The following is a 13,539-nucleotide window of genomic DNA, read 5'->3' on the forward strand; positions in this document are numbered from 1 at the left end:
GCATCGCGCCATCCTTGCATCTGCTGGCTTATGCTGCGCGCCTCATCGCCGCTGCCGAGCTTGTATGTCCTACGCCATCGTCTGGTTCCGTCGCGATCTGCGCCTGCAGGACAACCCGGCCTTGCAGGCTGCGCTGGATGCGGGGCATCAGCCGATTCCGCTGTATATCGATGCGCCGCACGAAGAGGGCGAGTGGACGCCAGGCGCCGCCTCGCGGAGCTGGCGGCATCGCTCGCTCGCGGCGCTGGACGCGGCCCTGCGCGCACTGGGCAGCGGTCTGGTGATGCGCGCCGGTGACAGCGCGCAGGTGCTGGATGAGGTGATCGCGCAGACCAAGGCGGTGGCGGTGTACTGGAACCGCAAGTACGAGCCGGCCACGCAGCCGCGCGATGCGCAGATCAAGCGCAGCCTGCGCGAGCGCGGGATCGAAGTGCAGAGCTGCAACTCCGCACTGATGGTCGAACCGTGGCAGTTGACGACGCAGCAGGGCGGCCCCTACAAGGTGTTCACCCCGTTCTGGCGCAATGCGCTTACGCAGCTGCAATTGCCGGCTGCCGTGCCGGCACCGCGCAGCCTGCCGCCGTTGCCTGCGCACTTGAAGAGCGCTGCGCTGGACACGCTGGGGCTGCTGCCGGCGCTGGACTGGGACCGAGGCTTCTGGGAACACTGGCAGCCCGGCGAGGCCGGCGCGCACGAGATGCTGGAAATCTTCATCGATGGCGCGCTGTCCGGGTATCGCGAAAACCGCGACCGGCCCGACCGGGTCGGCACCTCGCAGTTGTCGCCGCATCTGCATTTCGGCGAGATCGCGCCGTGGCGGATCGCCGGCACGCTGGAGGCCAATCGCAACGCACGCAACGGTGCCGAGATCGACGGCTACATCCGCCAGCTTGGCTGGCGCGATTTTGCGTATCACCTGCTGCACCATTTTCCCGACACCACCAACCAGAATCTCAACCCGCGCTTCGAAGGCTTTGACTGGGCCAAGCTGGACCCGGTCGCATTGCAGGCCTGGCAGCGGGGCCGCACCGGCATTCCGATCGTCGATGCCGGCATGCGCCAGCTCTGGCACACCGGCTGGATGCACAACCGCGTGCGCATGATCGTGGCAAGCCTGTTGTGCAAGCATCTGCGCGTGCACTGGATCGAAGGCGCGCGCTGGTTCTGGGACACGCTGGTGGATGCGGACCTGGCCAACAACACCCTGGGTTGGCAATGGGTGGCCGGTACCGGCGCCGATGCGGCGCCGTATTTCCGTGTGTTCAATCCGGTCACGCAGGCGGAGAAGTTCGATCCGCAGGCCGCCTACATCACGCGCTGGGTACCTGAGCTCGGCAAGCTTGCGGTCAAGGAACGCTTCGCACCGTGGCTGCATCCGTTGTCGCTGGCGCGTCTGGCACCGGAGTATCCGCGCACGCCGATCATCGGCCTGGCCGAAGGCCGCGATGCGGCGCTGGCGGCGTATGCGAAGACGCGCGGCTAAGCGCGTGCGGCAGGGTGAGCGACCTCCTGATAGCGTGGTCAGCTGATGCTCGCTTCTGCGTGTTTGCTTTTGCAAGGCTGAAGCGTTGCGTGCGTGCGCTGCAACGCTTGTTTCGTACATCATCGAATGCGTGACGCGGATACATGGTGCTGTCCACGCAGAAAACGTTTTCCTGAATGCAGCACTAGCTGCGCGCGATCGGAGGTCGGTTTCATCATGCGCCAGTCGCGTTGGCCTGTTTATCCTCGCCGACACGATTGAGTGCCGGATGGTCCGGCCACAGGAGAACACCATGTCCCCAGCAGCCACCAAGAGCCTTGCCGTTGCCCTGGCCAGCGCCATTGCGTTGTCCGCCTGCGCCACCGGCGGCTCGTATGTGCAGCGCGACCAGTACGGCGAGCAGACCCAACAGCAGAACCGCACCGGCCGCAACGCGCTGATCGGCACCGCGATCGGCGTGGCCGCTGGTCTGTTGACCGGCGACAGCGCCACCGAGCGTCGTCAGCATGCGATGGTCGGCGCCGGCATCGGCGCGCTCAGCGGCGCGGCGGTTGGTCAGTACCAGGATCGCCAGGAGCGCGCACTGCGTGAGCGCACCGCCAACACCGGCATCGAAGTGCAGCGTCAGGGCGACAACATCACCCTGAACCTGCCCGACGGCATCACCTTCGACTTCGGCAAGTCTGCATTGAAGCCGCAGTTCTACAGCGCGCTCAATGGCGTGGCGTCCACACTGCGCGAGTACAACCAGACCATGGTGGAAGTGGTCGGTCACACCGACAGCGTCGGCAGCGACGCGGTCAACCAGCGTCTGTCCGAAGAACGCGCCGGCGCGGTCGCGCAATATCTGACCGCACAAGGCGTGCAGCGTGAGCGCATGGAAACCATGGGCGCCGGCAAGCGTTACCCGATCGCCGACAACAGCACCGATGCCGGCCGCGCACAGAACCGCCGCGTCGAAATCCGCCTAATCCCGCTGCGCTCGGAGGGTGCCGGGAACAACACGGGCATGCGTTGAGTCTGCCGCACTGAATCGTGGCGAGTCGATTGACGAGCCGCGATGAGTAAGCAAGACAGGCCGCGAAAGCGGCCTGTTTTTTTGCGCTGCGAATTTTCTGATCAGGCGCATCAGGTGCAAAGCTGCCGATCTGAGGGTTTTCTGCAGGGTCCTTGCCCGCCCACCATCGCGGGACACGCCGCAAGTACGTCCGTGTAGGCTCTTACGCGGCATCCATGCCGCGTAAGGTCCCGCGACGGTGGGCGGGCAAGGACCATCGAAGATGGTCGGTGTGCATGTTTGCAAGCAGAGCATGCCGTACGTTGCTTGGAGCACTAAGTGTTCGATCAACCTCTCACCATTTTCCCGTCGCAAGCCGAGCAACAAACGTGCTTTCAACACGCAAGCTACAAACGTCGCATCTGCTATCGCAAGCCGAGTAACAATCCTTAAAAAAGCAGCCGACCAACTCTCTGGTGCGGTGTCCTTGCCGGTTGCGGGACCCTCGGCGGCATGGATGCCGCCGAGGAGCCTCCATGGACGGATTCACGGCGTGTCCCGCAAGCGGTGAGGGCACCGCGCACTCGACCGACTGATCTTTTGACTTGCAGCTAGACGTTATCGCTAGGCATTGACCAACGCAGCGTCGGATCTCCAGACCACGCTAAAGCGCGCGCGGTTGCTTCAAGATTGCATCGGTCGACAGCGGTCATGGTGATTCGCCGCGACAAGCAGTACCGGCGCCGGATGGCCCCGATACCCCTGCAGGAATTCGGGATTCGGGATTCGAGATTTGTAGCAGCCGGGACGTTTTCGCTTGTACGGGCAACGTCTCCCCATCACCCTTCGGGCACCTTCTCCCGAGGGGGAGAAGGGTGCTCCGTTAGGCGACTATTTGATTACGGACTACGCCGTGACGTTTTCCAGGATGCGCTTGCCTTCTGCACGCAGTTCCGCGTCTGCGCCGACCTCGATCTTTGCATCGTTGTCGGCCTTTTGCGCGGCCAGACGCGCGGGGCACTGCGCCATCATGTAGTCCGCGTCGAAGTTCATCCGCGTCACCAGGAAGTCCACGAAGGCGCGCACTTTCGGCGAGACCAGGCGGCCGCCGGCGAACACCGCGTTGAAGTCCACCTCCGGCCCGGTCCAACCCGCGAGCACCCGGCGCACCAGACCCGATTGCACGAACGGCTTGGCCATCACATCGCCGGTCAACAGCAAGCCTTCGCCGCATAGCACCGCGCCATTGAGCGCAGCCGGATCGTTGGCCACCATCAACGGATTGACCGGGAAATCGCGCACATCGCTGCCGTCGCTGAGCGACCAGAAAAAGCGGTTGTTGTGCACGTTGCGGTTCTTGCGCAGCGCCAGCGTGCGATGGAACTGCAGCTCGTCCGGATGCAGCGGCTCGCCATAGCGCTCGATGTAGGACGGGCTGGCGAAGACCTGCGTGCGCAGGCTGCCGAGCTTGCGCGCGACCAGATTGGAGTCGGGCAGCGCGCCGACACGCAATGCCAGATCAGCTTCGCCGCCGATCAAGTCCAGCTTCTCGTTGCCCAGATGCATGTCCAGCTGGATCTCCGGGTATTGCGCATGGAATTCGCCCAACAACGGTGCGATCCAGGTGATGCCCAGCGAGTAGGGCACGGTGAAGCGCAGCCAGCCGCGCGGACCGGACTGCAACTGCCCGACGGCGCTCTCGGCCTCTTCCAGTTCGCGTGCGATGCGCTGGCAATGTTCGTGATAGACCGAGCCGGCTTCGGTGAGGCCGATGCGGCGCGTGGTCCGGTGCAGCAGGCGGGCACCCAACCGGGTTTCCAGTTCCTGCACCTTGCGGCTGACGGTGGTCTTGGGCAGGCCGAGCGCGTTGGCGGCGGCGATGAAGCTGCCTTGTTCGACCACCTTGACGAAGATCAGGGTGTCGTTGAGATCGTGAGTCATGGGACTGCCTTCCAGGGGTCAGGAGGGATTAGACCGCTTACGGGACGATTATTCCCCTAAATCCGGACTAATCAAGTGCTGGTTTGGGGCCTAACTTATGCGGCATCCCCTCCATGCAGGAGCACGGCCATGTGGTTGTGCAATGTTTTCGGCTTGTCGTCGACATCGCGTAGCGCCATCGAAGGTGCCTTCGATCCAGTGGTTTCCACGGCGAGAAGCCCGCGTGCCGGCGTTTCGCGCACTTTCTCGGCATCGCCCCGGCGTCAGGCCGGCGGCGCGCCGACACAGCGGACTGGACTGTCGGCGCGTCTGGCACAGCGCGGAATTGTCCCGATGTCGGGAGTGAAAGTCCCATGACCGGGATGGTCCAATCCGAGACGGCCGTCATTGGCGGCGCGGGCAATGTCGGCGCCGGTATCGTCGCCGCCTTGCTCGATGCCCGGATGCCGGTGCTGGTGATTGGACGCGACGCCGCCAAGCTCGACGCGCTGCGCGCGCAGCATGGCCACACACCGCTGCTGGAGACCTTGCAGGGCTCGGTCGCCGACGACACCTCGGCGCAGGCGCTGGCCGGCGAGCTGGCCCAGCGCCCGCGTCCGCTGGCGGCGGTGATCGCCAGCGTGGGCAGCCCGCTCAAGGCCGGCCGCCTGCTGGACCGCCCGGTCACCGCGCTGCGTCGCCGCATCGAGCGCGACGTGCTGCCGCACCTGGCGGCCGCGCGGCATCTGCTGCCGCTGCTGGCCGAGGCCGAGGGCGGCGGCCGCTACCTGTTGCTGGGCAGCCCCTGCGCGCTGCGTGCCTGGGCCGCGCACGGCGATACCTCGATTGCCGCTGCCGCCACCCGCATGCTCGCCCAGGTCCTGCACGAGGAGGCCAAGCCGCTCGGCGTCCGCGTGCACCTGCTGTCGGTCGAGCAGCCGGTGTGTACGCCGGGCCGTGCCAAGGACGCGTGTCCGGAATGGATCCGCGCCGTGGATGTCGGCCGTGCCGCAGTTTCGCTGATCGCCGGGCCTGGCCAGCCCGGGCAAGCCATCGTGACCGTCAGCCGTCGTCTGCACGCCGCTCCTTCGGCCGACCGGCTCGCAGGTCTGCATTTTCCCATCCCCACCCGAGAGATTTCCCCATGACCCCGAACGCCACCCCGTTCCGTTTTCCCTTGCGTACTGTATTGACGGGCGCCGTACTCGCGGTTGTGCTGGCCGGTTGCGGCAGCAAGGCTGCCGAGACCGGCGCGCCGCCGCCGCCCAGCGTCAGCGTCGCCCCGGTGTTGCTGAAGGAGATCAGCCAGTGGGACGAATTCAGTGGCCGCATCGAGCCGGTGGAAAGCGTTGAGCTGCGCCCGCGCGTGTCCGGCTACATCGACAAGGTCAACTACGTCGAAGGCGCCGAAGTGAAGAAGGGCGATGTGCTCTTCAGCATCGACGACCGCAGCTACCGTGCCGAATTTGCGCGCGCCAATGCCGCGCTGGTGCGTGCACGCACGCAGTCCACGCTGGCCCGCAGCGAAGCGGCACGCGCCCGCAAATTGTCCGACCAGCAGGCCATCTCGACCGAGACCTGGGAGCAGCGCCGCGCTGCCGCCGATCAGGCCGACGCCGATCTGCTGGCCGCACAGGCCGCGCTGGATACCGCCAAGCTCAACCTGGACTGGACCCGCGTGCGTGCGCCGATCGATGGCCGCGCCGGGCGTGCGATGGTCACCGCCGGCAATCTGGTCACCGCCAGCGACAGCGCCAGCGTGCTGACCACGCTGGTGTCGCTGGACAAGGTGTTTGTGTACTTCGATGCCGACGAAGGCACCTTCCTGCGCTATTCGCAGATGGCGCGCAACGGCGAGCGTCCGGATGCGCGCGGCGGCGAGTTGCCGGTGCGCATCGGCCTGGTCGGCGAGCAGGGCTTCCCGCACACCGGGCGCGTGGATTTCCTGGATAACCAGGTGACCCGCAGCACCGGCACCATCCGCGTGCGTGCGGTGCTGGACAACGCGCAGCGCCAGTTCACGCCGGGCCTGTATGCACACGTGCAGTTGCTGGGCAGCGGCCAGTTCAAGGCCATGCTGGTCGACGAAAAGGCCGTGCTGACCGATCAGGACCGCAAGTACGTGTACGTGGTCGACAAGGACGGCAAGGCGCAACGGCGCGACATCGAGCTGGGCCGCAATGCCGATGGCCTGCGCATCGTGCGCAAGGGACTGGCCGCTGGCGACCGCGTGGTGGTCGATGGCGTGCAGAAGATCTTCATGCCTGGCATGCCGGTCGATGCCAAGACCGTGGCCATGGCCACGGCACCGGACAAGCGCACCGCCTCGAACTGATTCATCGCTGCATCGCGTCCGTGACCACCGGCCTTGAAACAAGGCCGGTTCGGGGCCGCTGTGCCGCGCCGCCACCTGGCGGCAACCTCTTTCAGGACCACCCCAATGGACTTTTCCCGTTTTTTCATCGACCGGCCGATCTTTGCCGCGGTGCTGTCGATCATCATCTTCGCTGCCGGCCTGATCGCCATGCCGCTGCTGCCCATCAGCGAGTACCCGGAAGTGGTACCGCCGAGCGTGCAGGTACGTGCGGTGTATCCGGGCGCCAATCCCAAGGTCATCGCCGAGACCGTCGCCACGCCGCTTGAGGAAGCCATCAACGGCGTGGAAGACATGATGTACATGAAGTCGGTCGCCGGCTCCGACGGCGTGCTGGTGGTCACCGTGACCTTCAAGCCGGGTACCGATCCGGACCAGGCGCAGGTACAGGTGCAGAACCGCGTCAGTCAGGCGCAGGCGCGTCTGCCCGAGGACGTGCGGCGGCAGGGCGTGACCACGCAGAAGCAGTCGCCGACGCTGACCATGGTCGTGCATCTGACCTCGCCCAAGGGCAAGTACGACTCGCTGTACCTGAGCAATTACGCCACCTTGAAGGTCAAGGACGAACTGTCGCGCCTGCCGGGCGTGGGCCAGATCCAGATCTTCGGTGCCGGCGATTACGCCATGCGCATCTGGCTGGATCCGGACAAGGTCGCCGCGCGCGGGCTGACCGCCAGCGACGTGGTCGCGGCCATCCGCGAGCAGAACGTGCAGGTCTCCGCCGGCCAGCTTGGCGCCGAGCCGATGCCCAACAAGAGCGACTTCCTGCTGTCGATCAATGCGCAGGGCCGCCTGACCACCGAAGAAGAGTTCGGCAACATCGTGATCCGCAGCGGCAACAGCGGCGAGATCGTGCGCCTGTCGGATGTGGCGCGTCTGGAACTGGGCGCTGGCAACTACACCTTGCGCTCGCAGCTGGACAACAAGAACGCAGTGGGCATGGGCGTGTTCCAGTCGCCGGGTGCCAACGCGATCGAATTGTCCGATGCGGTGCGCGCCAAGATGGCCGAGCTGGAAAAGCAGTTCCCGCAGGACATGGCGTGGTCGGCTGCGTACGACCCGACCGTGTTCGTGCGCGACTCGATCAGCGCGGTGGTGCACACGCTGCTGGAAGCGGTGCTGCTGGTGGTGCTGGTGGTGATCCTGTTCCTGCAGACCTGGCGCGCCTCGATCATTCCGTTGCTGGCGGTGCCGGTGTCGGTGGTCGGAACGTTCGCCGCGCTCTACCTGCTGGGTTTTTCGATCAACACGCTGAGCCTGTTCGGCCTGGTACTGGCGATCGGCATCGTGGTCGACGATGCGATCGTGGTAGTGGAAAACGTCGAGCGCAACATCGAAGAAGGGCTGGCCCCGTTGGCTGCTGCGCATCAGGCAATGCGCGAGGTGTCCGGGCCGATCATCGCCATCGCGCTGGTGCTGTGCGCGGTGTTCGTGCCGATGGCGTTCCTGTCGGGCGTGACCGGCCAGTTCTACAAGCAGTTCGCGGTGACCATCGCCATTTCCACGGTGATTTCGGCGATCAATTCGCTGACCTTGTCGCCGGCACTGGCCGCCATGCTGCTCAAGCCGCATGACGCGCCGAAGGATGGCCCGTCGCGGTTGATCGACCGCTTGTTCGGCTGGTTGTTCCGTCCGTTCAATCGCTTCTTCAACAGCAGTTCGCACAAGTACCAGGGCGCGGTCTCGCGCACCCTGGGCAAGCGTGGCGCGGTGTTCGCGGTGTATGTGCTGCTGCTGGTGGTCACCGGCTTCATGTTCAAGGTGGTGCCGGGCGGCTTCATTCCGACCCAGGACAAGCTGTACCTGATTGCCGGTACCAAGTTGCCGGAAGGCGCCTCGCTGGAACGTACCAACGAAGTGATCCGTCAGATCACCCAGATCGCGCTGCAGACCGAAGGCGTGGACCACGCGATTGCGTTCCCGGGCCTGAACCCGCTGCAGTTCACCAACACGCCCAATACCGGCACGGTGTTCCTGACGCTCAAGCCATTCAGCCAGCGCAGCCGCACTGCGGCGCAGATCAATGCGGAGATCAACGCACGCATCAGCCAGATCCAGCAGGGCTTTGCGTTTGCGTTCATGCCGCCGCCGATCCTGGGCCTGGGGCAGGGCTCGGGCTACTCGCTGTACATCCAGGACCGCGCCGGCCTGGGCTATGGCCAGTTGCAGAGTGCGGTCAATGCGATGTCCGGTGCGATCTCGCAGACGCCGGGCATGCAGTTCCCGATCGGTACGTATCAGGCCAATGTGCCGCAGCTCGATGCCAAGGTCGATCGCGATAAGGCCAAGGCACAGGGCGTGCCGCTGACCAACCTGTTCGACACCTTGCAGACCTATCTGGGTTCGTCCTACATCAACGACTTCAATCGCTTCGGTCGCACCTATCAGGTGATCGCCCAGGCCGATGGACAGTTCCGCGACAGCGTCGAAGACATTGCCAACCTGCGCACCCGCAACGATCGCGGGCAGATGGTGCCGATCGGCAGCATGGTCACGCTGGGCCAGACCTACGGCCCGGATCCGGTGATCCGCTACAACGGCTACCCGGCGGCCGACCTGATCGGCGAAGCGGACCCGCGCGTGCTCTCCTCCACCCAGGCGATGCAGACGCTGGCCGGCATGGCGCCGAAGGTGTTGCCCAACGGCATGAACATCGAGTGGACCGACCTGAGCTATCAGCAATCCACCCAGGGCAACTCGGCGCTGATCGTGTTCCCGATGGCGGTGTTGCTGGCGTTCCTGGTGCTGGCTGCGTTGTACGAGAGCTGGACGCTGCCGCTGGCGGTGATCCTGATCGTGCCGATGACCTTGCTGTCGGCCTTGTTCGGCGTGTGGCTCACCGGCGGCGACAACAACGTGTTCGTGCAGGTGGGGTTGGTGGTGCTGATGGGCTTGGCGTGCAAGAACGCGATCCTGATCGTGGAGTTCGCCCGCGAACTCGAAATGCATGGCAAGGGCATCGTCGACGCCGCGCTGGAAGCCTGCCGCCTGCGTCTGCGTCCGATCGTGATGACCTCCATCGCCTTCATCGCCGGCACCGTGCCGCTGGTGTTCGGGCATGGCGCCGGCGCCGAAGTGCGCTCGGTCACCGGTATCACCGTGTTCGCCGGCATGCTCGGTGTGACCTTGTTCGGCCTGTTCCTGACCCCGGTGTTCTACGTGGCGCTGCGCAAGTGGGTGACGCGTCGCGAAGCCGCTGCACCGGCCACTGTTGCGCACGATCACGTCAAGGCGTGAGTGCGTCGTCCCAAACCCCCATTCGCAGTACAAGGACATTGAAATGAGCAACCACAAGATCGCATTGGTCACCGGCGCCACCCGCGGCATCGGCCTGGAAACCGTTCGGCAACTGGCCCAGGCCGGCGTGCATACGCTGCTGGCCGGGCGCAAGCGCGACGATGCCGTCGCCGCCGCACTCAAGCTGCAGGCCGAAGGCCTGCCGGTGGAGGCCATCCAGCTCGACGTCAACGACGACATCAGCATCGCTGCGGCGGTCGGCACGGTGGAACAGCGTCATGGCCACCTGGACATCCTGATCAACAACGCCGGCATCATGATCGAGGACATGCAGCGCACGCCGTCGCAGCAGAGCCTGGAGGTGTGGAAGCGCACCTTCGACACCAACCTGTTCGCGGTCGTCAGCGTCACCAAGGCATTCCTGCCGCTGCTGCGTCGCTCGCTGGCCGGGCGCATCGTCAATGTGTCCAGCATGCTCGGCTCGCTGACCCTGCATACCCAGCCCGGTTCGCCGATCTACGACTTCAAGATTCCCGCCTACGACGCCTCCAAGAGCGCGGTCAACAGCTGGACGGTGCACCTGGCCCATGAGCTGCGCGACACCGCCATCAAGGTCAACACCGTGCATCCGGGCTACGTCAAAACCGACATGAACGGTGGCGGCGGCGAGATCGAGGTGGAGCAGGGCGCGTACAGCAGCGTGCAGATGGCATTGCTCGACGCGCACGGCGCCACCGGCAGCTTTACGCATCTGGGAGAAGTGTTGCCATGGTAAGAAACTTCCTGAGCGTGGCATTGGCCGCGCTGGTGCTCAGCGGCTGCGCGGTGGGGCCGGATTACCGGCCCGACCCGCCGGCCGCGGTGACCTTGCAGGGCGCGCAGGATGCGGCCTTCAGCAGCGAATCGCCGGTCGGTAACTGGTGGTCGCAGTTCGACGACCCGGTGCTGGAGCAACTGGTGCGCGATGCCTTGTTCGCCAATCACGATCTGCGCATCGCCGTGTCGCGCGTCAAGCAGGCACGTGCGGTGTTCGTCGAGCGTCGTCTCGACCAGGCCCCGCACATCACCGCGCAGGGCAGCTTCGATCGACGCGAACAACAGCAGGTGGTTGCCGGCAACCAGCGCTTCCTCACCGAACAGACCACCCTGGGCCTGGATGCGGCCTGGGAGCTGGATCTGTTCGGCCGTCAGCGGCGCGCCTCGGAAGCGGCGCGTGCGGATCTGGAAGCCGAGCAGGCCGGTCTGCTCGACGTGCAGGTCACCGTCGCTGCCGAAGTGGCGCGCAATTACTTCGAGTTGCGCGGCACGCAAAAGCAGCTGGAGGTGTCCAAGCGCACGCTGACCAACCTGCACGACACCCAGCGGCTGACGCAGACGCGTTGGGATCTGGGCGCCGGCAGCGAACTGGATGTGCAGAGCAGCCTGGCGCGCCTGAAGGCGATCGAGGCGGACATTCCGTTGCTGGAAACCGCCGAAGCGCAGTACCGCCATCGCCTGGCGGTGCTGCTCGGCCAGGCGCCCAATGCCCTGGACGCCACCCTGGTGGCGCGTACCACGCCCGCGTTCGCACGTGCATTGCCGCTGGGCGATACCGCCGGATTGCTGCGTCAGCGCCCGGACGTGCGCAGCGCCGAACGTCGCCTGGCAGCGGCCACCGCGCAGGTCGGCGTGGCCACCGCCGATCTGTTCCCGCGCATCAGCGTCAGCGGCTTTGTCGGCTTCCTGTCCGGCGACGCGGCCAGGCTGACCGAGGGCAGCGGCAAGGCCTGGTCGATCACCCCGTCGATCAGCTGGGCGGCATTCGACTTCGGCACCGTGCGTGCACGCCTGCGTGCCAGCAAGGCGCAGGCCGACGGTGCGTTGGCGCAATACCAGCAAACCGTGTTGCTGGCGCTGGAAGACACCGAGAACGCCTTGATCGGCTATGGCCGCCAGCAGGCGCGCCTGGCGATCGTGGTGGAGCAGGCCAATGCGGCGCGGCGTGCCGAACAACTGGCGCAGATCCGCTACCGCGAGGGCTCGGAAGACTTCCTGACCCTGCTGGACGCGCAACGCACCCAGCTGGCCGCCGACGATGCGCTGGCGCAGGCCGAAGCCGCGGTGAATGTCGGCGTGGTCGGTGTGTACAAGGCGCTGGGCGGCTGGAAGCAGGGCGAAGCGCCTGCCGCACCGGTGGCCGTGCTCAATCGGTAGGGCAGGGCTGCAGGGCGGCCGTCAGGTCGTCCTGCAGGTACCCGGCTGTGCCAGCGCGTCCTGGAACGGCTGGCACACCACTGCGCAGCCCTCGGGCGGGCGCGGTTGGTGCCCGGAATTGGCATGTACCACCGGTATGTGCGTGTTCCTGCGCACCTTCCGCAACCACCAGACGACTACTCGCTACGTCTTGTTAGTCGGGCTTAGCTGCGCCGGTGGAGAGAAGCGGCGCCAACGCGTCGTCCGCCAATACGGCGAATGGATCTCGGGCACCGAGTCGGCGTGGCTGCGGGCTGGCTGATCCTACGAGGAGCTACGCTCAGTCGGCCACCCGCACGCTGTCGCGGCCACCGTTTTTGGCCAGATACAGCGCGGCATCGGCACGCGAAAACCAGTCCTGCCAATGCGTTTCGCCGTCATGGCGCGCCGCGCCCAGCGACACGGTGATCCTCCCGCCGGGGCCACGCAGCCCGTTGCGGATCACCTTGCGCAGGCGTTCGGTGGCCGCTTCCAGTTCCTGCAGGGAGCCGGCACGCAACAGCACCACGAATTCTTCGCCGCCGAAGCGGAACACCTGATGCGGCTCGCGTACTTCAAAGCGCAGGATGGTGGCCAGATCCGACAACGCGGCGTCGCCTGCGGCGTGCCCGTAGAGATCATTGACCTCCTTGAAATGGTCCAGATCCAGAATGATCAGGCTGTTGAGCCGTTCATGCGGCTGGCGCCGGTCGATCTGATGGGTGAGCGCACGTTCGAGCATGCGCCGGTTGGGCAGGCCGGTCAGCGCATCCAGCGAGGCCAGCTCTTCCAGATGCACGCGGTCGTCCTGCATGCGCAGCGAAAACGCATACCCCACCGCCAGCGTCACCAGCGTCACCACGACTGTCGACACGCCCTGGCCGGGGCTGACGATCAGGCCCGGCAACAGCAACAGCGCCGCCAGCAACGGCAGGCTCAGCAGCACGGCGCGTCGCGGGCCGCACAGGAAGTAGTTGGTGGCCAGCACCGGAAACAGCCAGGGCAGGGCGCCATCGCCGCCGCTCCAGCAGGCGACCAGACAGCCGCCGACATTGATGGACGCCAGCCACACGCCACCGGCGCCGGTGCGTTCGGCATCGCGCATCTTCCAGCCACGCCATATCGCAAGCACACCGAGCGATGCAGTGATCAGGCAGGCCAGCGCCTGACCGGTGATGGCCAGGTACACCGCATAGAGGCAAAGCAACAGCGCGGTGATCGGCCCCAGCATCTTGACGATGCCGAGGCGGAAATCCCGCCGCAGGTGGAGGATCACAGGGAAGGTTCTATAGGAGTCGGCATCATTATCGGCGGAGC

At 65.7% G+C, this 13,539-nt stretch carries 10 protein-coding genes and 1 other RNA gene; 9 read left to right on the forward strand and 2 right to left on the reverse strand.

Features of this window, described 5'->3' with window-relative positions; genetic code table 11:
• The first annotated feature begins 64 nt into the window (after positions 1 to 64).
• Together KHN93_RS07640 and KHN93_RS07645 are read left to right on the forward strand one after the other, a co-directional pair.
• Entirely contained in the window at positions 65 to 1,483 is a 1,419-nt protein-coding gene (locus KHN93_RS07640) for a cryptochrome/photolyase family protein (RefSeq protein ID WP_212579359.1), read from the forward strand.
• A 292-nt stretch (positions 1,484 to 1,775) separates the two neighbouring features.
• Positions 1,776 to 2,501, forward strand: coding sequence for a YiaD family glycine zipper/OmpA-like lipoprotein (locus KHN93_RS07645; protein WP_016902719.1), 726 nt, complete (start codon positions 1,776 to 1,778; stop codon positions 2,499 to 2,501).
• An 885-nt stretch (positions 2,502 to 3,386) separates the two neighbouring features.
• Here the strand turns inward: KHN93_RS07645 and KHN93_RS07650 are convergent.
• Positions 3,387 to 4,421: an XC_2801 family transcriptional regulator gene (locus KHN93_RS07650; RefSeq protein WP_054592674.1), complete on the reverse strand. Its 1,035-nt coding sequence runs from the start codon at positions 4,419 to 4,421 to the stop codon at positions 3,387 to 3,389.
• A gap of 129 nt (positions 4,422 to 4,550) precedes the next feature.
• Here KHN93_RS07650 and KHN93_RS07655 point away from each other — a divergent pair, with 129 nt between their 5' ends.
• From KHN93_RS07655 to KHN93_RS07685, 7 genes are all read left to right on the forward strand, one after another.
• On the forward strand, positions 4,551 to 4,778 hold the full coding sequence (locus KHN93_RS07655) for a hypothetical protein (protein WP_104589014.1): 228 nt from the start codon (positions 4,551 to 4,553) through the stop codon (positions 4,776 to 4,778).
• Positions 4,775 to 5,548 (forward strand): SDR family NAD(P)-dependent oxidoreductase, encoded by a 774-nt coding sequence (locus KHN93_RS07660; protein WP_212579360.1) that lies wholly within the window; start codon positions 4,775 to 4,777, stop codon positions 5,546 to 5,548. Before KHN93_RS07655 ends, KHN93_RS07660 begins: the two co-directional genes overlap by 4 nt.
• Positions 5,545 to 6,735: an efflux RND transporter periplasmic adaptor subunit gene (locus KHN93_RS07665; protein ID WP_024938934.1), complete on the forward strand. Its 1,191-nt coding sequence runs from the start codon at positions 5,545 to 5,547 to the stop codon at positions 6,733 to 6,735. Before KHN93_RS07660 ends, KHN93_RS07665 begins: the two co-directional genes overlap by 4 nt.
• A gap of 105 nt (positions 6,736 to 6,840) precedes the next feature.
• Positions 6,841 to 10,011, forward strand: a complete 3,171-nt coding sequence (locus KHN93_RS07670; RefSeq protein WP_039520435.1) for an efflux RND transporter permease subunit — start codon at positions 6,841 to 6,843, stop codon at positions 10,009 to 10,011.
• Between the two features lie 43 nt (positions 10,012 to 10,054).
• The gene (locus tag KHN93_RS07675; protein WP_039520437.1) at positions 10,055 to 10,786 is read left to right on the forward strand and encodes an SDR family oxidoreductase; all 732 of its coding nucleotides are present in this window, start codon (positions 10,055 to 10,057) and stop codon (positions 10,784 to 10,786) included.
• Positions 10,780 to 12,204: an efflux transporter outer membrane subunit gene (locus KHN93_RS07680; protein WP_039520439.1), complete on the forward strand. Its 1,425-nt coding sequence runs from the start codon at positions 10,780 to 10,782 to the stop codon at positions 12,202 to 12,204. Before KHN93_RS07675 ends, KHN93_RS07680 begins: the two co-directional genes overlap by 7 nt.
• A gap of 123 nt (positions 12,205 to 12,327) precedes the next feature.
• A non-coding RNA gene (locus KHN93_RS07685) (sX9 sRNA) lies at positions 12,328 to 12,403 on the forward strand.
• A 120-nt stretch (positions 12,404 to 12,523) separates the two neighbouring features.
• Here KHN93_RS07685 and KHN93_RS07690 read toward each other — a convergent pair.
• Positions 12,524 to 13,498, reverse strand: coding sequence for a GGDEF domain-containing protein (locus KHN93_RS07690; RefSeq protein WP_024938938.1), 975 nt, complete (start codon positions 13,496 to 13,498; stop codon positions 12,524 to 12,526).
• Positions 13,499 to 13,539: the final 41 nt, after the last annotated feature.

This window comes from Xanthomonas arboricola pv. juglandis (assembly GCF_905367715.1).
In the GTDB taxonomy this organism is placed as follows: Bacteria; Pseudomonadota; Gammaproteobacteria; order Xanthomonadales; family Xanthomonadaceae; genus Xanthomonas; species Xanthomonas arboricola.